Origin of the sequence: Geminocystis herdmanii PCC 6308, from assembly GCF_000332235.1 — a bacterium.
Taxonomy (GTDB): domain Bacteria; phylum Cyanobacteriota; class Cyanobacteriia; order Cyanobacteriales; family Cyanobacteriaceae; genus Geminocystis; species Geminocystis herdmanii.
On the sequence record NZ_CM001775.1, the window covers coordinates 3,836,243 to 3,858,870 of the forward strand.

17 protein-coding genes are annotated in these 22,628 nt (G+C 31.7%); 11 read left to right on the forward strand and 6 right to left on the reverse strand.

Features of this window, described 5'->3' with window-relative positions:
- Nucleotides 1-126: 126 nt before the first annotated feature.
- Nucleotides 127-1,164 (forward strand): uroporphyrinogen decarboxylase, encoded by a 1,038-nt coding sequence (gene hemE / locus SYN6308_RS19205; protein WP_017296082.1) that lies wholly within the window; start codon nucleotides 127-129, stop codon nucleotides 1,162-1,164.
- Between the two features lie 101 nt (nucleotides 1,165-1,265).
- Here the strand turns inward: hemE and SYN6308_RS19210 are convergent, their stop codons facing one another.
- From SYN6308_RS19210 to SYN6308_RS19225, 4 genes are all read right to left on the reverse strand, one after another.
- Nucleotides 1,266-1,640 carry a HepT-like ribonuclease domain-containing protein gene (locus SYN6308_RS19210; RefSeq protein WP_390090372.1) on the reverse strand — a complete coding sequence of 125 codons (375 nt, stop codon included), beginning with the start codon at nucleotides 1,638-1,640 and terminating at the stop codon, nucleotides 1,266-1,268.
- A gap of 60 nt (nucleotides 1,641-1,700) precedes the next feature.
- Nucleotides 1,701-1,991, reverse strand: coding sequence for a nucleotidyltransferase family protein (locus SYN6308_RS19215; RefSeq protein ID WP_017296084.1), 291 nt, complete (start codon nucleotides 1,989-1,991; stop codon nucleotides 1,701-1,703).
- Nucleotides 1,992-2,148: 157 nt separating this feature from the next.
- Nucleotides 2,149-4,368: a hypothetical protein gene (locus tag SYN6308_RS19220; RefSeq protein WP_017296085.1), complete on the reverse strand. Its 2,220-nt coding sequence runs from the start codon at nucleotides 4,366-4,368 to the stop codon at nucleotides 2,149-2,151.
- A complete protein-coding gene (locus tag SYN6308_RS19225; protein ID WP_017296086.1) occupies nucleotides 4,368-7,835 on the reverse strand; it encodes a hypothetical protein in 3,468 nt (1,155 codons plus the stop codon). Before SYN6308_RS19225 ends, SYN6308_RS19220 begins: the two co-directional genes overlap by 1 nt.
- A 289-nt stretch (nucleotides 7,836-8,124) precedes the next feature.
- Between SYN6308_RS19225 and SYN6308_RS19230 the strand changes: the two genes are divergently transcribed.
- From SYN6308_RS19230 to ebsA, 3 genes are all read left to right on the forward strand, one after another.
- Entirely contained in the window at nucleotides 8,125-9,648 is a 1,524-nt protein-coding gene (locus SYN6308_RS19230; protein WP_017296087.1) for a serine/threonine protein kinase, read from the forward strand.
- Between the two features lie 144 nt (nucleotides 9,649-9,792).
- A complete protein-coding gene (locus SYN6308_RS19235; RefSeq protein ID WP_017296088.1) occupies nucleotides 9,793-10,512 on the forward strand; it encodes a cytochrome b/b6 domain-containing protein in 720 nt (239 codons plus the stop codon).
- Between the two features lie 419 nt (nucleotides 10,513-10,931).
- Nucleotides 10,932-11,309 carry a type IV pilus biogenesis protein EbsA gene (ebsA, locus tag SYN6308_RS19245; RefSeq protein WP_017296090.1) on the forward strand — a complete coding sequence of 126 codons (378 nt, stop codon included), beginning with the start codon at nucleotides 10,932-10,934 and terminating at the stop codon, nucleotides 11,307-11,309.
- A gap of 363 nt (nucleotides 11,310-11,672) precedes the next feature.
- Here the strand turns inward: ebsA and SYN6308_RS19250 are convergent, their stop codons facing one another.
- Entirely contained in the window at nucleotides 11,673-12,587 is a 915-nt protein-coding gene (locus tag SYN6308_RS19250; RefSeq protein WP_017296091.1) for a hypothetical protein, read from the reverse strand.
- Nucleotides 12,588-13,086: 499 nt separating this feature from the next.
- Between SYN6308_RS19250 and sat the strand changes: the two genes are divergently transcribed.
- The 3 genes from sat (at nucleotide 13,087) to SYN6308_RS19265 (ending at nucleotide 16,075) form a co-directional block, all read left to right on the forward strand.
- A complete protein-coding gene (gene sat / locus SYN6308_RS19255) occupies nucleotides 13,087-14,253 on the forward strand; it encodes a sulfate adenylyltransferase (protein ID WP_017296092.1) in 1,167 nt (388 codons plus the stop codon).
- Nucleotides 14,254-14,573: 320 nt separating this feature from the next.
- Entirely contained in the window at nucleotides 14,574-15,299 is a 726-nt protein-coding gene (rsmG, locus tag SYN6308_RS19260; protein WP_017296093.1) for a 16S rRNA (guanine(527)-N(7))-methyltransferase RsmG, read from the forward strand.
- Nucleotides 15,300-15,499: 200 nt separating this feature from the next.
- A complete protein-coding gene (locus SYN6308_RS19265; RefSeq protein WP_017296094.1) occupies nucleotides 15,500-16,075 on the forward strand; it encodes a Uma2 family endonuclease in 576 nt (191 codons plus the stop codon).
- A 159-nt stretch (nucleotides 16,076-16,234) separates the two neighbouring features.
- Here the strand turns inward: SYN6308_RS19265 and ftsY are convergent, their stop codons facing one another.
- Nucleotides 16,235-17,638, reverse strand: coding sequence for a signal recognition particle-docking protein FtsY (gene ftsY / locus SYN6308_RS19270; RefSeq protein ID WP_017296095.1), 1,404 nt, complete (start codon nucleotides 17,636-17,638; stop codon nucleotides 16,235-16,237).
- 235 nt (nucleotides 17,639-17,873) lie between these two features.
- Between ftsY and SYN6308_RS19275 the strand changes: the two genes are divergently transcribed.
- The 4 genes from SYN6308_RS19275 (at nucleotide 17,874) to SYN6308_RS19290 (ending at nucleotide 22,626) form a co-directional block, all read left to right on the forward strand.
- Entirely contained in the window at nucleotides 17,874-19,343 is a 1,470-nt protein-coding gene (locus SYN6308_RS19275; RefSeq protein WP_017296096.1) for a TldD/PmbA family protein, read from the forward strand.
- A gap of 246 nt (nucleotides 19,344-19,589) precedes the next feature.
- Nucleotides 19,590-21,086 (forward strand): carotenoid isomerase, encoded by a 1,497-nt coding sequence (crtH, locus tag SYN6308_RS19280; protein ID WP_026102174.1) that lies wholly within the window; start codon nucleotides 19,590-19,592, stop codon nucleotides 21,084-21,086.
- A gap of 165 nt (nucleotides 21,087-21,251) precedes the next feature.
- Complete coding sequence (locus SYN6308_RS19285) at nucleotides 21,252-21,935, forward strand: hypothetical protein (protein ID WP_017296098.1); 684 nt, start codon at nucleotides 21,252-21,254, stop codon at nucleotides 21,933-21,935.
- Between the two features lie 7 nt (nucleotides 21,936-21,942).
- A complete protein-coding gene (locus SYN6308_RS19290) occupies nucleotides 21,943-22,626 on the forward strand; it encodes a hypothetical protein (RefSeq protein WP_017296099.1) in 684 nt (227 codons plus the stop codon).
- The last annotated feature ends 2 nt before the right edge of the window (nucleotides 22,627-22,628 follow it).

The window sequence follows — 22,628 nt, forward strand, 5'->3', positions numbered from 1 at the left end:
AATTCTCCATTCTCCATTCTCCATTCTCCATTCATTAGAGTTGTTCACACATCGTTACATTCTTTGGAGAGTGTAAAGGTGTAATGATATGCTGAAAAATGCACTAAAAAGAAAAATTTATATAAAATGAGCGAATTGCCTTGTCTATTACGGGTTGCCCGTGGTGAAATCCTCGATCGTCCTCCAGTATGGATGATGCGTCAGGCTGGACGTTATATGAAAGTATATCGTGATTTAAGAGATAAACACCCCGGATTTAGGGAACGATCGGAAAATCCCGATTTAGCCATCGAAATCTCTCTCCAACCTTGGCGCGCGTTTCAACCGGATGGGGTAATTATGTTTTCTGATATTTTAACACCGTTACCCGGTATGGGTATTCCTTTTGATATTATCGAAAGTAAAGGCCCTATTATTGATCCTCCTATTCGTAGTTTAGAACAAGTGGAAAAATTACGTCCTCTTGATCCTGAAGAATCTTTACCTTTTATTAAAACTATTCTTAATACTTTACGATCGGAAGTTGGCAATAAATCAACGGTTTTAGGATTTGTGGGCGCACCTTGGACTTTAGCCGCCTATGCCATTGAGGGTAAAAGCTCGAAAAACTATGCTGTCATTAAAAGTATGGCATTTTCTGAACCTGATATTCTCCATAAATTCTTAGGTAAAGTAGCAGATTCGATCGCCACCTATGTGCGTTACCAGATTGATTGTGGTGCGCAAGTTGTCCAAATGTTCGATTCTTGGGCAGGAGAATTAAGCCCTCAAGATTATGAAACCTTCGCTTTACCCTATCAAAAACGAGTAGTAGAGCAAGTGAAAGCCACCCATCCCGATACCCCATTGATTTTATATATTAGTGGTAGTGCAGGGGTTTTAGAAAGAATGGGACAGTCTGGCGTGGATATTATCAGCGTTGATTGGACTGTGGATATGGCAGAAGCAAGACAAAGACTCGGATCACAAATGAAAGTGCAAGGCAACATCGATCCCGGGGTGTTATTTGGTTCACCCGAATTTATTAAACAAAGAATCCATGATACCGTGAATAAAGCCGGTAAAGGTGGACACATTTTAAATCTTGGTCATGGGGTATTAGTGGGTACACCCGAAGAAAATGTAAGGGTTTTCTTTGAAACCGCAAAACAAGTGAGATATTAAACTAATAAGCGGTTTCAAGAAGGGGGTTGAACAATGTTCAACCCTAATTACTGTGCATTTTTTACTTGAATTAAGGGCTTTTTTAAATCAAATAATATTAACTAATTATCAGAAAGTAAATCATTAACTTTTTGTTTTAAAGTGGGTAAATTATTTTCAATTACTAACCAAACTCTGTGTATATTTACAAGCTGATAATCGTGAATTAAAACATCTCTAAAACCAGCTATTTCTCGCCACTTTATTTCTGGGTTATTATCTCTTAATTCTTTTGATAATCTTTTCGTTGCTTCTCCAATAATTTCAAAATTACGAATGACAGCATCTTGAATAATTGAACTTTTCTCAAAGGTTGCTTTTCCTTCAATAGTATAAGATTCTATTTTTTCTATACATTCTTTTATATGAGTTATACTTGGCGAGGGTATAACTTGAGTTTGGTGAAGGTAGGCAAAAGGCAAGTAGGCAAAAGGCAACTGTACATTTTGCAACATCAGATTATAACCTTGATGAGTATAAATAAAGTTTATCTTCTTTCATAATCTTATGGCTGATTCTAATATTTCTTTTTTAATCATTGAGTGAAGACAATTTTCTTCTACAATATCCACTGAATAACCTAATAAATCTTCTAAGGATTGTTTAAATTCTATTAACTCTAATAAACTACATTCATCGGGTAATTTTACTAAAAAATCTATATCACTATCGGAATGAAAATTTTTCTTTGCTACTGAACCAAAAACTCTAATATTTTCGGCTTTATATCTTAAAGCGATCGCTTTAATTTCTTGTTGTTTTGCTATAACAATTTGCGATTGATTCATCGTAATTTTTCGAGTTTTATTTTATTAAAACTTTTTAAGTTGTATTGTAATCATCATAACTAGCCATTGACAATATTTGCGTATTGTTAACACATTAAAAGACGTTTTAAAACAGTAAGTATCTCATAAGGAATTTATTACATAAATTAAAGATACTTCAAGTGGTAAGATTCAAATATTCTCGAATATATTTAAAGGGAAAAGGAAGAACTGTACTTTGTCCTGTACGCACAAAGTCAACATCCATAGTTTTTAATAAGTCTTGAAAAATTAATTTACAACCTTTGACAGCTATAATTTTGCGGATATGACAAGCATCTTTGAAAGAGTGTTGAGTGTTCTCAGTTCGATCGCCCACAAAATAATAGGCTTCGGAGTCAGTTTCGCCAAAATAATTAATATTTAAAGTATTAGCAAATAAAGAATCGAGAGTTTCATTATCTTTAGGAAAAATAAATCTAACTTGATACTTTTCTAATAAGTAATCTCTAAATTTAGTTGCTTCATCAGTATTAGCCGTATAAGATATTTTTCCTTTATTGTTACGTTGTGAGCCTAAATATTGTTGAATTAAATTATATAATTCTTTCTTTGAGACACCATCAAAGTTATAATTATTTTTAATTACCTTACGGAAATCTTCAAATTTTTCTTTCTTTAAGTTAGGATTAATCTTTAGAAAATCATCAACAATCTGAATAATTTTTGCAGGATTTTTAAGGTTTTCGGGTAATTTTTTCTCTATGTCTTTCAATAAAGATTCTAGCTTTTCTAATGGCGGTAAAGTAATTTCATCAGAGCAAAAAATTAGGTTAATATCGCCATTTTCTGACATAACAAAACCTTCAAATTTAAAAGATGATTTTGATTTTTGTTCTTTTTTAATAGCTTCTTCAATATAATCATGATAATCTTGATATTTATGTTCATTAAATAAACATTCATCAGTATCTAAATTTTCAAATACAAAACTTCCATCAGCATTAATAGTCATAAAAGTTAAAATCGAGTTATCTTTATTTTCCTCATCATTTTCTTTATACATTCCAAATATCCACTTTTTATGTGATTGTACGATATTATTCCAATCAAAAAGACTTATTTTTTTTCTGCTAATATCTTGCTTAATAATTAATTCTTTAATCAGTGTTTTAATAATAGCTTTAGATAATTTTTTGACAGATTCGATCGTTAAGTTTTGTCTAGGGGTAATATCATCTGATAGTAAATATTTATCTTCAATATTATTTTTTTTATAATAGTTTTTATCATGAATAATTCGTAAATTGAAAATGCCTTTAATTTCTTGATCATTAAGAGAAATTAATTTTGTCTCCTTAAAATAGGGATTCAATAATTCTTGAATATCATTAACTAATTTTTCGGAAATTTCATCTTTAACTAAATCAACAATATTAATTTTTTGATTATCAAGAATAAAATGAAGTTTTTTAGCATCTTTTAACATTAAATTTTCTGAATTAAACTCAAGACATTTATCAATTTTTAAGGGGATAAACTCTATGTTTAAATATTTATTGAGTTTTTTTTGAATATCATTAATTACTATTATTAAAATACCTAATCTACTACTTTCAAAATCTTTTATATTTTTAAATTTAAGAAAATCTTGATGGGCTTTTTTTCTATATATACCAGCTTTAATATATGTTTTTTTTGGATCATTTTTATCTTTTACTCCCAAGTATCTTTTTAAAATATTTTTTGCTTCACATATTTCATAGTCAGGACGGTTTAAATATTTTTGTAATTGCTTTTTTCGCTCATCTTTAGCATTTTTTACTTCCGATAAAATATCACTTTTCAAACGATAAGTTGCCATACTCACATTTAATAAAAATTCATTGTCAGTATTGTTGATATGATTAAGATTTACTTCCCCAACTTGTATAGAGTTATTTAATTTATTGCTGTTTAAATGAGGTACTTTTAACAAACAACCAGTAAGATTAGAAAACTGAAAATTACTAAATCTTGATGTTGATGAACCAAGATAATTTAATAATAAACGAGCTAAGGCTTCTCGATCGATAATATTTTCTTCTCCATCATTATTGATAATATCTTTTGGTTGAACTTCATTAACAATAAACTTTTGAAGATTATCATCATAATTTCTAATTTTTTGTACTAAGTCATAACCATTATTTTCCTCTTTTTTTAACATAGCAAAAGCATATTCTCCTGTATAAGAAACCGCTAAGGCTTTATACTCATCTCCTAAGAGATAATCTAATACTTTTGCACCCCACCATTTACTATTATTATCAGTTCGTGTAAAACGAAGAAAGATAAAATCATTTTTAATATTATCAATGTTAAAGTTTATTTTTAAGCGATTAGTGATAATTTCCATTAGTTTAACTCCTGACGTAAATAATGTAATGCTTTTTCACTGATTTGATTATTTTGACATAAAAAAGGTATTCTAATAATTTGATTGTCATCAGAAGAAATAGGATTAAAAGGGCGATTATCAGTATCAGCTAAAATATTAATAATAAAAACTTTTTTAGCGTTAATTTCATTCATTTTTCCTCGAATTTTCTCTAACTCACTTTCTGCATCTTTATCAAAATTTTTACCCCAATATTTAAAGTCAAAATAAATACCATTGGCTGTTTTAAAATCAAATCTTTCAAATTCATGATCATCCAGTTCTGATAATTCAATCTTACAGTATTCCTCTAAAATATATTTACCACAAACTTCTCCTAATGCACCCTTATAAATATTATTAAAAATTGGTGGACTAATTATTAATTCTGCTTTCTCAAAATTAGTAGCATAATTCTTCTCAATAAATAACTGTTTTAATGGCTCAATTTTCATTAATTCTGGTAAACGTGCTGAGGTTTCACTTACTTTTTGTTCGCCTTCATTATTATCAAAGAAAATTTCTACTTCTCCATAATCATTTGTTTGGGTAAATCGATAATAATTATTCGATTTTGGTAAATCGATATAAATTTTAAACCATTGATTTTCACAATCTAATTTATTGACAATAGTTGGCTGAGATAAAACTTGTTCTCTTAAAGATTTCCATTTTTCAATATCTTTAGTATTCCAACTTTTATAAGCATTATTTAATTGACGTTGAATATATTGAAAAGCCTGATGACTATTAGTTTCAGCTTTAATTTTTGCTTCTTTAATTTCCTCTGGTAACATCGAATATTCTTGACAATTTTCTATTAATGCTTCATATTCTTTAACGGGAATAATATCAGAGGGTAATTTGACACGATTGAGATATTTTTTGATACTATTATCCGCCAAAATATGAATAGTTGATGCTTTCATATTTGTACGACAAATTCTCCCCAATGCTTGAATGATGACTTTGTTTAAATATTTAGTCAAAGGAGTAGTTTTATATAAGTCAATTTTAGCTTCATGTTTGATTCGATAATATGATTCGCCGATATATTTATGAAAAGCCTCATCTAATTTGCTTTTAAATTGTTCACGAGACATCACTCCATTTTCTAATAAAAATTCTAATTGGAAAAGATATTTAATAAAATTCTCATCTTGATTTTTTTCTTCGTTATTAAGAGAAATTAATAAATGGGTAGGTTTTTCTAAATAAACACCATTAATATCCATTTCTAATCTCTTGTCAAAATCATTAATTTTAATAGTTGTAAAATCTTTGGGTTTTTCATATTGTAAATTAACTCCCGCTCCTAAAGTTTGATAGGTAGAAATAATAAATATTCTTTCTCCCTGAGCTAATCTTTCCTTTAATTTGTTTAATTTTTGATCAAAGTTTTCACTATTTAAAATCACATATTGCTTTTTAATTAATTTTAAATTATTTTTATCAGCATCAAAACCATTGACATAACAAAAATATTTATTAATTATCTTTAAATCTAATTCTGCATCTCCCTCTTTAGGAAACTTATTTAAAAAACAGATAAAAGCCTGACAATCTTCATTTTGATTAAAATATTGCCATGCTTCTAATAATCTGACATATCGGCAAAAAACATATTCATTTCCTTGAGATTGAGTGAGTAAAGTATTCGCACATTCTTCATCATCTACTATTTCTTCAAGTCTTTCTAAGGCTTCATATTGAGATTCTGTACCAATAAATTTAGTCTTAATTTCGATTTGATTATAACCTTTTGTTATCTCTTTATATTCATTTTTTAATTGATTAATTTCATCTTCTGAAAGAGAATAAAAAGAGTTTTTTAGATATTGTTTTAAGAATTTAATATCATAATTACCAATATTTGTATCCATACTAGCAGTGGCTGAAATTCCTACTACCATTGCTTGTGAACAAATTTTCATTAAAAAACCTTCGGGAGTTTGGTTAAAGTTATAGAAATAAATTTTAGAGGTTAAATCGTGGTTATCATTATCCACAATATCATGATATTTAAAACCCACTTCATAAAAACTTTGTAATTGATTGATTTGTTTTCCTGTTTTTGGAGCAAAAGGATTATAATTTTCTAGTATATTTTTAGTTAAAATATTAATATTTTTTTCATCTAATTTAAAACCAACATTTAAGACTGTACTAATAGCGGATTCCAAAGAAAAAACTTCTTCTGCATCATCTTTTTTTAAGTTATAGTAGTTTTCTGCTAAAATGCGAATTGCACCTTGAAAATACGTCAAGAAACCCGCTATTTGACCTAATAAATAGGATATAGTTTGATGCTCTTTATAATCATCGCTATTGTGATAACTTTTTTTGATCCAATTCGATTTATGATCTTGATCAGTATCAATTATAAGATGACAACGTCGATCGAGAACATGATGAGACTCATAGTCATAAAATAAAAAATTTCTAGTTTTTTTTGAATTATCTTTTTCCGATGGATAATATTTGTAAGTATATTCTAACTTGAATTTTTCAAATATTTGTTGAGAATCTCTTTTCAATTCTGTGATGATTTCTGGTAAAGATTTCCAATTTTTGTTTTGAGATGATTTGTCTCGTTTTTCAGAATCTTTCAGTAAGGATTCAGGAAATTCAGTATTTTTGAGATGGTTATGAATATTTAAAAATAAGTTAATTAAATCAATTTTATGTTTGTTACCTGCATCAATAATTTGATTTAAAATAGTATCTTTTGTAGCGTCAAATTCATCAATAAAAATTAAGGCATTTTTTGCCAATCGATCGAAACAATAATAAGCAGGTTCAACAAGGGTAGAATTTTTTAACAAAAACTTATCCATACTCATGAATAAAACAGTTCTCTCATCGGTAAAAACTGTGGGGTATAATTTACCAATCCATTGATAATTACGATCGTTTTTGATTAATTCTAAACCTCCTTCTTTCTTCTTGCATTTTTGTTTTAACTTTTCTATAATTTCATATCTAAAGCTAGGCTCATATTCATCTTTAATTTTATCTTTAATCCATTGCTGAAACTCTGAATCAAATTGTTTTGCTTCTTTTATTTGTTGTAATTTTTTAATTTGTTTCGTTAAATTTTGATATTTTTTACTATTTTTAAAATCTTCGGGAATTTCATATTCCAAATTTAGTAAATTGTCAATTACAAAATCTAAATTAGAATTGATAAATAAAACATTTTCTTCGTATTCACTTTCTCTATGATCTCTAATAAAACGCTTTTGTAAATCTTGATAAGGTAAATTCTTTTTCAGGTTAGTAATGAAGATAAATTTTCTTTTTTGGGCTTTAAATTCTTGATAATTATGATAAATAAAATCTAAAACATTATGGGTTTTTCCAAAACCTGTAGGCATACTCAGAAGCAATAAACCGGTTTTTTGTTCAAGGCAGTGTTTATTTAAAATATTTTGTAAAGTAGTCATAATTTTTATTTATATTTTTTTGTGGGGTACGATCGAACATTTTACTTTTGAGAACATGAAGTTATTACAAAGTTCATGATAGCTTATAATAATAAAAATGAAAAATAAAACTTACATATTCGTAACAAAAATTAATCAATTGAGTTGTTTTGTAATTATTTGATGTGATATTTTTTGATTCACTGATGAGGGCTATGATAGAGCAATAATAGTCAATTACCTAGTTTGCCCAATCCTCAAGTGTGATATAATAAGCAACTAATTACTATAGCCTCGACGATCGAACCCCATGTTTAAACCACTATCAGATTTAGTAAAATCTTTTGGCAATGAATCAGGTAATTTATTGGCAAATCGTTATCAGTTGGTTCATCAAATTGGTAGGGGCGCCATGGGGCAAGTATATAAAGCGATCGACAAATCCTCTGGAAATATCATTGTCGCCATTAAATTCTTATCTCAGGCATTGCTAGACGAAAAAATGCGATCGAGATTTGAGACAGAAGCCAAAATCAGCGCACTACTAGGGGAGCATAGTAATCATATTGTCAAGGTAAAAGATTATGGCATCGGCAATGATCAAGTACCCTTTTATGTAATGGAATATATGGAAGGAGAGGATTTAGATCAATTAGTCAAGAAAAAATCCTTATCTATCGCCAGATTTTTATATTTAACCCGTCAAATTTGTTTAGGGTTAGAATGCGCCCATAACGGTATTTTAATTAATGGACAATTAGCCCCCATTATTCATAGAGATATTAAGCCCAGTAATATATTTTTAGCCAAAAATACCGACAAAAATACGATCGTCAAAATATTAGACTTTGGTATCGCTCAAGTTCATGATCCCAGTCAAGGCACAACACAACAACACTTCATGGGAACACCAGAATACTGTTCTCCCGAACAAATGGCCGAAGAAGAATTAGCACCCACATCAGATATTTATAGTTTAGGGGTGTTAATGTATCAAATGTTGAGTCAAAAAAAGCCCATTATGGCAGAAAATAGGACTTTTCAATCATGGTATAAAGCTCATCAAGAACTTACCCCTCAACCTCTCCCTAGTTATCTACAATTACCTCAAAATTTAGACTCTTTAATCATGAAGTGTCTAGCAAAATCACCCCTCGATCGACCTCAAAATATAGGAGAAATTTTAAGAGTTATTACTCCCCTAGAAAGAGAATATAATAAACCTAATGGAGAAGATAATTCCTTTGGTTATTCCGCCGTTAGAACTCCACAAAACAGAGAAAGTTTATCATTACAACAACTATATTTAACAAGTAATTGGCCCAGCGATAAACCTCGAAAAAAAATAGTTTTTCCCTGCTTAACCGATTCTCAAGAAGGAGAATTTTCTAGTTTATGGACAATGTTAGAATCAGAAGAAGTTAATATATTTCAACCGAAAACAACCCTCTGTTTTAATCATTTTATGTTTCAACTAAACCCCCATCCAATGATATTATGGGTAAACTTATTATATAACCGCAATTATGAACCAAAATGGTTGCCCTGCTACCTTGATTTAAAAACAGAAACAGGTAATCAAATTAGTAATAATTTAGTTAATAAAGGCTTGTATTATATTTTATTATTTGAATTAGGAAAACCCACTCAGTATAAACAATTATTAACAGTAAAAATAAGTTTAGATAAAACCAAACAACTGCAAGAATTTATTGATAAAAGTCTTTCTTTTCGAGGAGAAAATCAATCAGAATTAAGTAAAATTACCCTAAAAAAACAGTTTGAATCAGTCAAAAATACCATTTTATCGGCTATCAATAAATCTAAAATATAGTCAACTAACAAAGCATCTAAATTCTAAATTGACGAATAACAATAGACAATAATTAAAAGTGTTAGAATTAGTTATGATTAGAAAAAATCTAAGTTAAACACCTTTTAGCTTATTCCACATTTATTATTTACAATTTTCTTAAAAATGACAGAAAAATTATCTAAATCACAACCTTATCAACCATTATTATTAAGAATAATCCATAATTCTCAAGGAATATTTGCGGTGATAGCAATGATTACAGCTTTTTGGACTTATAACACCTATGATGGTAGATTCGGTAAAATATCGTGGCTTCCAGATTGGCAAGAAATTGAAGGAATCCATGGCACTTTTGGCTTATTTGCCTTATTAATATTACCTTTTTTTGTAGTTTATACTGTTCATCGAGGCAATAAAAAACTTATTCAAGAAAATAGTTTTATTCAACTAAAATTAATCAATAAACCAATTTGGTGGTATTCCCTTCATCGTGTAGTCAATACCCTAATGATTTTTTCCCTAACTTTTGCTACTTTTACCGGGAAAATGATGGATGAAAAATGGTTGCCTCAAGGTGAATTAAATCATTTTTGGTACTATTTACATTTAATCTCATTACTCATCCTCATATTAACTATAGGTTTTCACATTTTATCTAGTATTAAAATAGGCGGTTATCCTTTACTTATTTCCATGATTGAATGGCACATTAGAGAAAAAGATAATTGGAATTTATGGCTTAATAATCTTAAAGTTTTTACGGAAAATTGGCGAAAAATTATCAAAACAGAATGGGCAAAATTATCTCCCCATTTCAAAATATTAGAATTAACTATTTTGCTGATTATTATAGGCAGTTGGATTTTATCTATATTAAAATAATAAAAATCTAGGTTCTTCTACTTTGAGTATGATAAATTGTTGATGAAGATAGGGAAAAGGGAAGAGGGAAAAGAGAAAAGTAAATTTTTAATAATAAATTATAAATTTTTTTTTAATTTTGCTATAAATATTATTTGATAAAAGTTATAGCACTTATTTTCTATTAATTTATCATAACTACTGTAGAAGAGCCAAAATCTATAATCTTAAGTGTAAGAATAATTAATTTTCTAATCAGAAAAAATGACTAGATTCCTTCTAATTTATGATTTTAAATCACCTCGAATTGTGAGGATAAAAATGCCCAGCTTATTAAAGGGGAGAATGATTAACAAATCATTGGGGTCAATCTTGTCAAAACCGTTAGTTAAGGTTATACTAAACATTGACTTAAATTAAGGCACATCAAGGGAAAACAGATGTCAAATATCGAAAAATTGCAACCTGCCAGTAGGGGAGATACTTTAATGTATATACCTTATTATGGAAAAGAACTACACGAAATATTGCCCCATGCTTTAAGTTTGTATCAACAAGGGTTTCTTGAAGGAGAAAGAGTTATTGAAGGAAAAGCAAATATTCCTTTTGTAGCCATTTGGTATGTTTCAAAATTACCTGCTGAACCGACTCGTTGTCGTATTCAATTCAATGGTAGTGCAGAATTAAGTTATGAAATAAATTTGTCTAATTCTGAATTTATCGAATATTTGATTGTATTAATTAAGAATTTTAAAAGTACTCGTCAAACGGATTTTTCTCAAAAATTTTATCGTAAACTTCTACGTCTTGACGATTAATTAATTAGGGGTTGTCTCATAGTATTTTGATGAGAGAAGGTGTTAGGTTTTAGGTGTTAGGTGAAATGCAAACTGTAAATTTATCTACTGTACAAGATTCATTTTTGTAGTAAGGGTTAAAACCCTTATTTTACCAAATGTAGCTGATGTCACCTCAGTTCGATGTAAGAATATCGGAGAAGGGCAGGTTTTAGGCATCAGGTAGCAGGTTTGGCGGTTTTTTTTCCGAACATTAAATATTTAATTTCCCGAATTGAACATCATAAAATCAATTTAGATATATTTTTTATAAATTCTTTAACCTAATACCTGACACCCGACACCTTTACACCACCTAAAATTTTATAGTTCACTCAGGTGATGTCAATGAGGATTAACTACTATGGTACGAAAAAAAGATTTGAGAAAACATTTTTTAATTACTTTTTTAAAATCTGTGACGGTATTTTTTACTTCTTCCGCTAAATCTTCCGCAAATTCATCAACGATCGATCTTTCTTGAAAAGCTAATTTTTGTAAATCTTTTTCCCATTGATTAATCATTTCTGGAGTAGGATTTTCTCGATAATTTTCGTTATCTATTACCCTTGTTTCTACACAACCATCATAGTTAATAGTTAATTCTCCTGCCATCATTTTAGTAATTAAATCTCCTGCTGACATACCATTTTCTAAGGCTTTAAACTCAATTTGTGTAATAACTTTAATAGGTAATTTTAATGTCCCTTTTTTAAAAGATTGTTCCCCAAAAACGATTCTTTCAATACGATTTGCCGTAATTTTATAGGGTTCATAAGTATTTAATACTTCCTGCCATTTTTCCATTAATTGTTCCTCATTTAATTTGATTAATAAACGGGCTTGAGCTTCATTTTGAGGAATAATATTGAAGCCTAATTTAATTAATTTAATGGCAACATTTGCAGAATCAATTACTTGATTTGCTCTCCATACAGGATAGTAAACTGCTTTTTCACAATAGTCTTTAAAGGATTTGTACTCATTTTTATATAAATGATAATACTTGACTTGATATAGTTGCAATCCTAATTTTATATAGTTAATTCGGTTATATTTTATACTATTAGTAATTTGTTTTAATTGATTATATTTTCCTTCTTCATTGAGATAATAACAGTCTTCTAAAATTGATTTATAAGGTTCGTTGATATTCTCCCAAAATAGTTCTTCTTCATTTTCTTCACTACTACTATAAAGGAGTGCGATCGAACTTTCAGCATTGCCATTGATTGTATTTTTTCTCTTTAATTTACTCATTATGGGGTTAATCAATCTTACTAAACATTTAGTACATAATTAGTACCATTTTCTTCAGGGCTTTTCATTATACATCTTTTGTTGAAAGAATCTCTAGTAAAAATAATAAATTTTTTTATTCCTATTTTAAGTAACTAATAAAAATTATTATTTATGAATTATTAACCATAAAATAAACAAAAATTTATAGGATTTTACACATATAAAAAAGAAAAGATTTACTCTGAGATATTACCCCGTATATAGTGTTAATACAAGCAATACTCATCTATATTTAGGGTGTGCTGAATAAATCGACAACCATTACAAATCAAAGGTTAAGCAATGCTACACTCAAAAAAAAGTGCAAGAGTGTAGCTATTTTTATTGAAAAACTCAACATTCTATCTCCCAGTCCATTTGTCTTCCTGTCCACCTGTCCACCTGTTCATCTCTCTCTCTTGCTCATTAGGTCATTGCTTGATAGGATAAAACCGAATCAATTTATGAAAAAATTTATATGACAAAAATTATAGAAACGATCGCACCCCATGGAGGGCATTTAGTAAACCGCCTTGCAACCGTTGCCGAAAGAGATGAGTTTATGGCACAAGCGGATAAATTACCGAGAGTACAATTAGACGATCGAGCCACTTCAGATTTAGTCATGATTGCCATTGGTGGCTTTAGTCCCCTTAATGGATTTATGGGACAAGATGACTACGAAAGAGTCGTAGAAGAAATGCGTCTAGTGAACGGTTTACCTTGGTCTGTGCCAGTTACCTTATCAGTTACCCCAGAAGTAGCTGAACCCTTAAAAGAAGGCAGTTGGGTACGTTTAGATGATCCTAGTGGTAGATTTATCGGAGTCCTCGAATTAACCCAAAAATACCGTTATAACAAAACCCACGAAGCTGTTAACGTCTATAAAACCGATGAAGAAGCTCACCCCGGCGTAAAAGTAGTATATCAACAGGGAGAAATTAACCTAGCTGGGCCTATTTGGTTACTACAAAGAGACGCTCACCCTTACTTCCCAAGCTATCAAATTGATCCTGCCGAATCCCGTAAGATGTTTGTCGATCGAGGTTGGAAGACAGTTGTAGGTTTTCAAACTCGTAACCCCATTCACCGCGCCCACGAATACATCATCAAATGTGCCTTAGAAATCGTTGACGGCTTATTCCTTCATCCCCTTGTCGGCGCCACCAAAAGCGATGATATTCCAGCCGATGTGCGGATGCGCTGTTATGAAATCATGGTAGAAAACTACTTCCCCCAAAACCGAGTTATCCTTGCCATTAACCCTTCCGCCATGCGTTATGCTGGTCCTAGGGAAGCCATTTTCCATGCTCTGATTCGTAAAAACTATGGTTGTACTCACTTCATCGTTGGTAGAGATCACGCAGGAGTAGGGGATTATTATGGTACTTATGACGCACAATTAATTTTCGGAGAGTTCAAACCTGAAGAATTAGGTATTACTCCCATGATGTTTGAACACGCTTTCTACTGTACCGTAACGGATCAAATGGCAACTTCAAAAACTAGCCCCGCTACCAAAGAAGAAAGAATCCATCTATCAGGTACAAAAGTAAGAGAAATGTTACGCCGTGGAGAATTACCCCCTCCTCAATTTTCTCGCCCCAAAGTTGCCGCCGAATTAGCTCGCGCTATGCACCAATAAATTGGGGGATTATGGTGTTAGGGTATTAGGAGGATTTTTTATTTACAGATTTTAAATAATAATAATAATCTTGAAATAATCAATTTATGATAGTAAATTATCAAAACTCATTACTCTATCCAAACTAAAAATTTGAAAATGAAACAGCCCTGCTTGAAAAAGGCGTAAATATGACAGAAAGTCCCTTATTAAGGAGGATTTAGGGGGAGCAAAAACTTTTAAAACAACTTCTGAGAGCTTAATTTATAACTATTTCTCCGAACTCCTATCTCCTATCTCTTACCCTCACCTAAAAAACTATGAGGCAACTAAGTTAATTTATGAGCGAAAATAATATTTTACCTATCAATGAAAACTTGTGGAAAAATACCATAAATTGGATACCTTCCCCAGAAAATTTAAGATTATGGCAGGAATTATATAACGAAATATTGGTTATTAATCAACATCTTAATTTGACCAGAATTACTACTGCTGAAGAATTTTGGGAAAAAAATTTATGGGATTCTTTAGCACCCATTTTACAATACGATTTAACGGATAAAAAAATTATTGATATTGGTACTGGAGGAGGATTCCCGGGTTTACCTATCTCGATCGTATTCCCTACTTCTAAATTAACGTTAATGGATTCTGTGGCGAAAAAAATTAACTTTATTAAAGAAGTAGCTAAAAAATTAAATTTAACTAATATTAATACTTTAGTCGATCGAGCGGAAGCCCTAGGACAAGATCAAAACCATCGAAAACAATATGATTTTGCCTTAATTAGAGCCGTAGCAGAAGTTTCAGTCTGTTTAGAATATAGCTTACCCTTATTAAAAATTGGAGGCATAGCTATTTTATATCGAGGTAATTTAACAGAAGAAGAAAAGCTAAAATCCGCAGAAATTAGTCATAAATTAGGAGGTAAATTAATTAAAATAACTAATCAAAATACCCCCATACAAAATCATACTCGTCACTGTATTTATATCGAAAAAGTAAAACTTACCCAAAAAAAATATCCTAGGGAAGTAGGAAAACCAACTAAATCACCCTTGTAAGTAAAATCTATTGAGATTATTGATAAGGGAAAGAGGAGATTGCTTCGTGCCTCGGAATAACAGAATATCGTTATAATTGTCTAAATAACCTGCCTATAAAACATCCTCATTAATATAGGGTGTGCTTTTTGACGTTTGTGTTAATGTGTTATTATAATCACAAAGTCTCATTATTTACGATCGAACGGAGAAATATAATAATGACTGCTTACACTATTAACTTTGATGTAATTTCGACCATTGATGATGAAAAATTTTATCAACTTTGTCGTCATAATCCTGAACTAAAATTGGAACAAAATCAAAAAGGAGAATTGATTATTATGCCACCAACAGGGGGAGAAACAGGAAGATTCAATTCAGAATTAAATCTTGAGTTTGGAATCTGGAATCGTCAAAAGAAACTAGGATATATCTTTGATTCTTCTACCTGTTTTAAACTACCAAAAGGGGGAAATCGATCGCCCGATGTGGCTTATATTCAAAAAGAAAGATGGGATAATTTAACATTAGAAGAAAAGATAAAATTTCCGCCCATCGCACCTGACTTTGTGTTAGAGTTAATGTCTAAAACGGACTCATTAAAAACACTTCAAGAGAAAATGGAAGAATATATAGCAAATGGAGTTAAATTAGGATGGTTAATTAATCCTGATAAAAAACAAGTAGAAATTTATCGTCAAGGGCAAGAAAAAGAGATTTTAAATAATCCAAAAATTTTATCAGGAGAATATATTTTGCCTGATTTTACGTTAGATTTAACTGAGATTTTTTAGGTTTTTAGTGTTCTGAGATAGATGAAATATTTTATGATTTAGAGTTAATTAAATTTATTTTATTTTACACTTGAGAATAATTACTGAAAAATGACTTTTACTGATAATAAGAGTTGAATATTATTCAACCCCTAAAGAATTTTTACCTCGCTTTTCGGACTAAGCGGATAACAAGGCTTCCACAAACTCATAGCTAGAGAAGGGGCGCAAATCTTCAATGCCTTCTCCTGCACCAATAAAGCGAATGGGTAAGTTTAATTGTTGACATACTGCAAGGGCAACTCCTCCTTTAGCTGTACCATCTAATTTGGTTAAGACAACTCCTGTTAATTGTGCCGCTTCGGAGAATACTTGGGCTTGTCTGAGTCCATTTTGTCCTAAAGTGGCATCTAGGACTAATAATGATTCAATATGAGCGTTAATGGCTTTTTTATCGATAATTCGGCGAATTTTGGTTAATTCTTCCATTAAGTTCTTTTTATTTTGCAGTCTTCCTGCGGTATCCACTAATAATAAATTGGCTTCCCGTGCGATCGAAGCTGTAATACCATCAAACACCACTGACGCTGGATCGGTATTTTGCCCTTGATTAGCAATAACAGGAGTATTTGTTCTTTCACCCCACACTTTCACTTGTTCAACGGCGGCAGCCCGAAAGGTGTCGGCGGCGGCGATAACGCATTTATAACCAGATGTTTGAGCTAAATGGGCTAATTTGCCGATCGTAGTAGTTTTTCCGACACCGTTAACTCCCGTTAATAACCAAATATTGAGTTTACCTTCTTCGGGTTCAAATTCAGTTTTTGTTAGTTTTTTGAGAGGTTCATCTAAGACGGATTGTAAAATTCCTTTTAAATAGGCGATAGCTTCTTCTGGGGGTAAGGCTTCCTCTTTCAGTTTATTTTGTAAAGTGGTAATAATATAATCTGTAGCATTGATTCCTACGTCAGCACTTAATAACATTGCCTCAATTTCCATGACGGCTTCTTGATTAAGAGGTCCTTGTCCGACAACAGATTTCAGTTGATTGATTAAATTACGGCGAGTTTTGCCTAAACCTTGACGGAGTTTTTTCAGCCAAATAAACTCATCTTCTGACACATCTTCGGGTAATCGTCCTTGATTGGCTAATACTTGTGCAGACCATAAAAAATCTTCGTCTAGCTCTTGCTCAGGCTCGATCGCACTCTCTTTCAATACTTCCAATCGATCGGACTTTTGCAACCAAGCAGGAACATTTTCCTCCACATTTTCTTCTAAAACAACATCGCTACCAGAGACAGTTTCAGTTTCAACGGTAGAAGATTCTATTTTTTCTGTGATTGTTTCAGAAACAAACTCAGTAGTTTTTTCTTCTGTTTTTGTTTCTTCTGTTTCTTGGGGTTGCTGTTTTTGTTTTTGAATATTGGCAAATGCAGTTTTTGCCCATTCTAAGGAGGCTGTATCAGCTACAGGAGTAGTAACTTCTTCGGTTTTTGTTTCTGGGGATTTACTCTCGATAACTGGAGCAGTAATGGGATTATTTTCTTTATTTTCTTTATTACGACGAAACCAATTAAACATAAAAAATTACAATTAATGTGCGATAAATATTTATTACTTACTCTATCCTAAATTTATACGAACCATAGGAATAATTTGATATTGATGAAGATTCACCCTAAGAAATAGGTTATTAGTATTTTGCATCATCATATTCCGTTCGTGAACACCATAGAAACTTGATAATATTGGACATGAGAAGAAAAAAAGAAAGTGATGTACAATAAATAAATAACTGTAGAGAAAGAATGTTAATATGTCACCAATTTTATTAGTTTCCCGTGAAATACCAAATTTATCCTATCATCCCAGTATCGATCGATTTGACTTGACATGGGAAAAGCCATTATCTACATTATTAGGCATGGGAAGAGCCGCTGGAGCAGATTTTGTGGAATTTTTCCTCGAAAAAACGAACTATATCAGTTGTTTAGCAGAAGATGACACCATCACAAGCATAACTCCCCGACTCTCTACCGGGGCTGGAGTGCGCGTATTTCGTGGCAAACAAGATTGTTACGTTAGTACAAATGATTTAACTTTTAATGGTTTAAAACAAGCCTTAGAAAAAGCCTTATCTATTCTAGGTTTAAATTTGCCCCAAGGTAGTGCATTTATCCCTGAAATTAACCTTGAAATGTTCAGAGATTACGCCACCGCCAAAAATAAAGATACTTGGTTAAATAACTGTAGCAAGATACAGGAAATGGGGGAAATTCTCCTCACTGCTAACAGTAAATTAAATAAAATTGCTAATCATGTACAATCTCGTCGCGCTAGTTATTTTCGGGATTGGCAAGAAGTTTTAGTGGCTTCCAGTGATGGCACTTTTGCCCGTGATATACGCTTAACTCAATCGGTCGGTTATAATCTATTGTGTGCTGATGGTGAAAATAGAAGTTCGATCGGGAAGCGCGACGGTGACACCAGTAACCCCGATTTTCTGCGCACATGGAATTATGACACCGTAGCCGAAGAAGTAGCCGAATCCGCAGGAAAAATGTTGTACGCTGACTATGTAGAATCAGGGCAATATCCCGTTATCATGGCAAATCAATTCGGCGGAGTAATCTTCCATGAAGCCTGTGGGCATTTACTCGAAACCACTCAAATCGAAAGAAAAAGTACCCCTTTTATGGACAAAAAAGGCGAAAAAATTGCCCATGAAAATCTCACTGCATGGGATGAAGGCTTGACAGATAAAGCATTCGGTAGTATCGACATGGATGATGAAGGAATGCCACCTCAACGCACTCTTTTAATCGAAAATGGTATATTAAAGAACTTTATCGCCGATCGAGCAGGTGCAATACGCACAGGACACCCCCGTACTGGTAGCGGTAGAAGACAAGGCTATAGTTTCGCCGCCGCTTCTCGTATGCGCAATACCTATATTGATTGTGGAAAATATACCCTCGATGAAGTATTTAATTCCGTAGATAAAGGCATTTACTGCAAAAAAATGGGCGGTGGAAGTGTCGGTCCTACAGGGGAGTTTAATTTTGGCGTTGATGAAGCCTACCTCGTGGAAAACGGCAAAATCACTAAACCCTTAAAAGGTGCAACTCTCATCGGCACTGCAAAAGAAATCATGACAAAAATTTCTATGTCATCCCAAGACTTAGGATTAGCGGCGGGTTTTTGTGGCTCTGTCAGTGGTAGTGTTTATGTTACCGTAGGGCAACCTCATATTAAAGTCGATTCTATCACTGTCGGTGGAAGATAAAGAATTAAGAATTAAGAATTAAGAATTAAGAATTAAGAATGACGAATGACAAATGACGAATGACAAATGACAAATGACAAATGACAAATGACAAATGACAAATGATAATTAACAATTATTAACTCCCCCTCTCCTCCCTCTTCCCCCCTCTCCCCTCTAAAAGACTTTTTTAAGAAAATCTTAATTTTTGTGACAACAAAAGGCTAAACTTAAAGTGGCGAGATATAAGGGAAATTATCGATCGAGATTATGAGTCAGTATGATGTCATTGTAATTGGTTCGGGTATTGGCGGTTTAGTCACAGCTACTCAATTAGCCTCAAAGGGAATAAAAGTTTTAGTCTTAGAAAGTTATACCATCCCCGGAGGCAGTGCCGGATATTTTGAGCGACAGGGTTATCGTTTTGATGTGGGCGCTTCCATGATTTTCGGTTTTGGAGAAAAAGGCACGACTAACCTCCTTACCCGTGCCTTAGCGGGGGTTAATCAAAAAATCGAAATCATCGCCGATCCAGTACAAATACACTATCACTTACCCAATAATCTTGATTTAAAAGTCCATAGAGATTACGAACAATTTTTGCAAGAAGTATATAATCATTTCCCTGAAGAAAAAGAAGGGATAAAGGCTTTTTATGATGAATGTTGGCAGGTGTTTAACTGTCTTAACTCTATGGAGTTACTCTCTTTAGAGGAAATTCGTTATTTAACAAGGGTATTTTTTCAACATCCCTTATCCTGTCTTGGTTTACTGAAATATTTACCGTTGAATGTGGGAGACGTGGCGAGAAAATATATTAAAAATTCTGAGTTACTCAAGTTTATTGATATGGAGTGTTATTGTTGGTCGGTTGTACCAGCTGATTTAACTCCCATGATTAACGCAGGGATGGTATTTTCCGATCGACATTACGGCGGAATCAACTATCCTAAAGGGGGAGTGGGTAAAATAGGGGAAACTTTAGCAGAAGGTTTAGAGAAAATAGGCGGTGAAATTAGGTATCAGGCAAAGGTGAAAGAAATTATTGTCGAAGGTAATCAAGCTAAAGGAGTGAGATTAGTTGATGGGGAAGAATATTTTGCCCGAAGAATCGTCTCTAATGCTACCCGTTGGGATACCTTTGATAAGTTGATAGACAAGAGTAAGAAGCCGAAAAAAGAGATAAAATGGCAAAAAAATTATCGTCAATCCCCTAGTTTCCTCAGTCTTCATTTAGGAGTAGAAGCCAAAGTTTTCGCTCATAATCCTGAATGTCATCATATCATTCTCGAAAATTGGCACAATTTGGAAGCGGAACAAGGTACAATTTTTGTTTCTATACCTACTTTACTCGATCCTAGTCTCGCCCCTGAAGGTTATCATATCATTCATGCTTTTACCCCAAGTTCGATCGAATATTGGGAAGGGTTATCAGGAAAACAATACGAATATAAAAAAGAAGAATCCGCAGGGCGATTGATAGAGCGCTTAGAAACCATCTTCCCCGGCTTAGACGCAGGTTTAGACTATATGGAAATTGGCACACCTCGCACCCATAGAAAATTTTTGGGGAGAATTAACGGTAGTTATGGCCCTATTCCAGCAAAACGTTTAAACGGTTTATTGTCAATGCCCTTTAATCGTACAGGAATTAAAAATCTTTACTGTGTGGGAGATAGCACATTTCCGGGGCAGGGTTTAAATGCAGTGGCATTTTCTGGATTTAGTTGCGCCCATCGTATCGCCGTTGACTTAGGCTATTAAAATAATTAGTAAACAAGTTTTGTTGGTTGGGTTTTACGGATTCAAACCCACAGAATTTGTAAATATTCATCTGAACTTGATATAGTATAGTAAAGATGATTTTTCTCACGAGTAATTATCTTTTTGATCTTTAAATATTGTTTAGTAATAAATTAATCATCCGATATGTTCGGAAATCTTGAATTAACACAATTTTCTATTGTCATTATAGCTAGGAATAATAATCCTAGTATTCTTAATCCAGACTTTTTAAAAATCAATCAAATTGTTCCCCAAGATTGGGAAATTAGTTCACCTATTTTTACAACGGAAGAAATATCTCAAGTAACTTATAAAAATAAAATTAATATTCAAGTACAAACAGATCGATTAATATTCAATGAGGCAATAAATAATAATAATTATCAAGGTTTAAGTGCTAATATAGCGATTAAATATTTAGAGGTTTTACCCCATGTTAATTACTATGCTTTAGGAATTAATTTAATATCCCATATTATTGCTGATAATTCAGAAGAAATTGATCACTATTTTGGAGAATATATTTTACGTTCAGGAGATTGGAAAAAATTTAAGAACATATATCCAAATCCGTCTTTTTCTTTCAATTATCCTTTTGAAGATCATACAATTAACATCTCAATTAATCCTGCTAAAATTAAATCTGAAACAACTGATGAATATAAGTCAGTAATTTTATTTTCAGGAAATATTCACCGAGATTTTTCTGAATTAGGAAATTTAGAGAAACAAAGAACAGAAATAAAGCAGTTTTTAAATTTTTGGGAAAAAGATTTAGAAAATTATCAAAATCTTATTAATAATTGCTTATTAAATCGAGGAGAGTAATATTATTATGACTCAAATAATAAGTCCTATTTATGAGACTGATTCTTATATTTCCAATTCTATCTTGTGTGACATCAATAAAAAGGAAAATCAAAAAAGTATAATATATACCGAAAAAATAATTGCAAAGAAAAATCAAATAAATAAAAATTATTACCCAGTAAAATATGTACAAGAAAAATCATCTATTTCAGCTACTAATTTAAAGAGATCGATTCCTTCCGTTGAATACGTTAAATATTCTCCCGCAGTTATTCCTCAAAAAACGTCTATTTTTAACCTAGAAAATATAGAAAATAATTTAGATTTTCAAATGACTGTTAAAAGTCTTTTAGATTTGCAAGAAATAAATCCTGATTTAGAGGAAGAAGATGAAGATGAAATTTATTATCCTTCTGATTATGCTTTTTCTGGTTGTATTGAATTATTAATTAAACTTTATCATATACTAGGTGATACTTTTCCTTATGGTTTTGCTTCGGTAGAAAGTAGAGGTGGAGTTGATTTAATTTGGAAAAACAAGGTTTTAGATAAGCAAGTTTGGTTTGAGTTTCCTGTGGATGACAGTTTTCAAAGTTCTGTTTATTACCGACAAGGAGATACAAGTCACTTAATTCAACAACCTGAAATAAAATTAATTGCAAAACTTCTTCAATGGCTTTTTAGTGAGGACTCTTTTTATATTTTATAAAA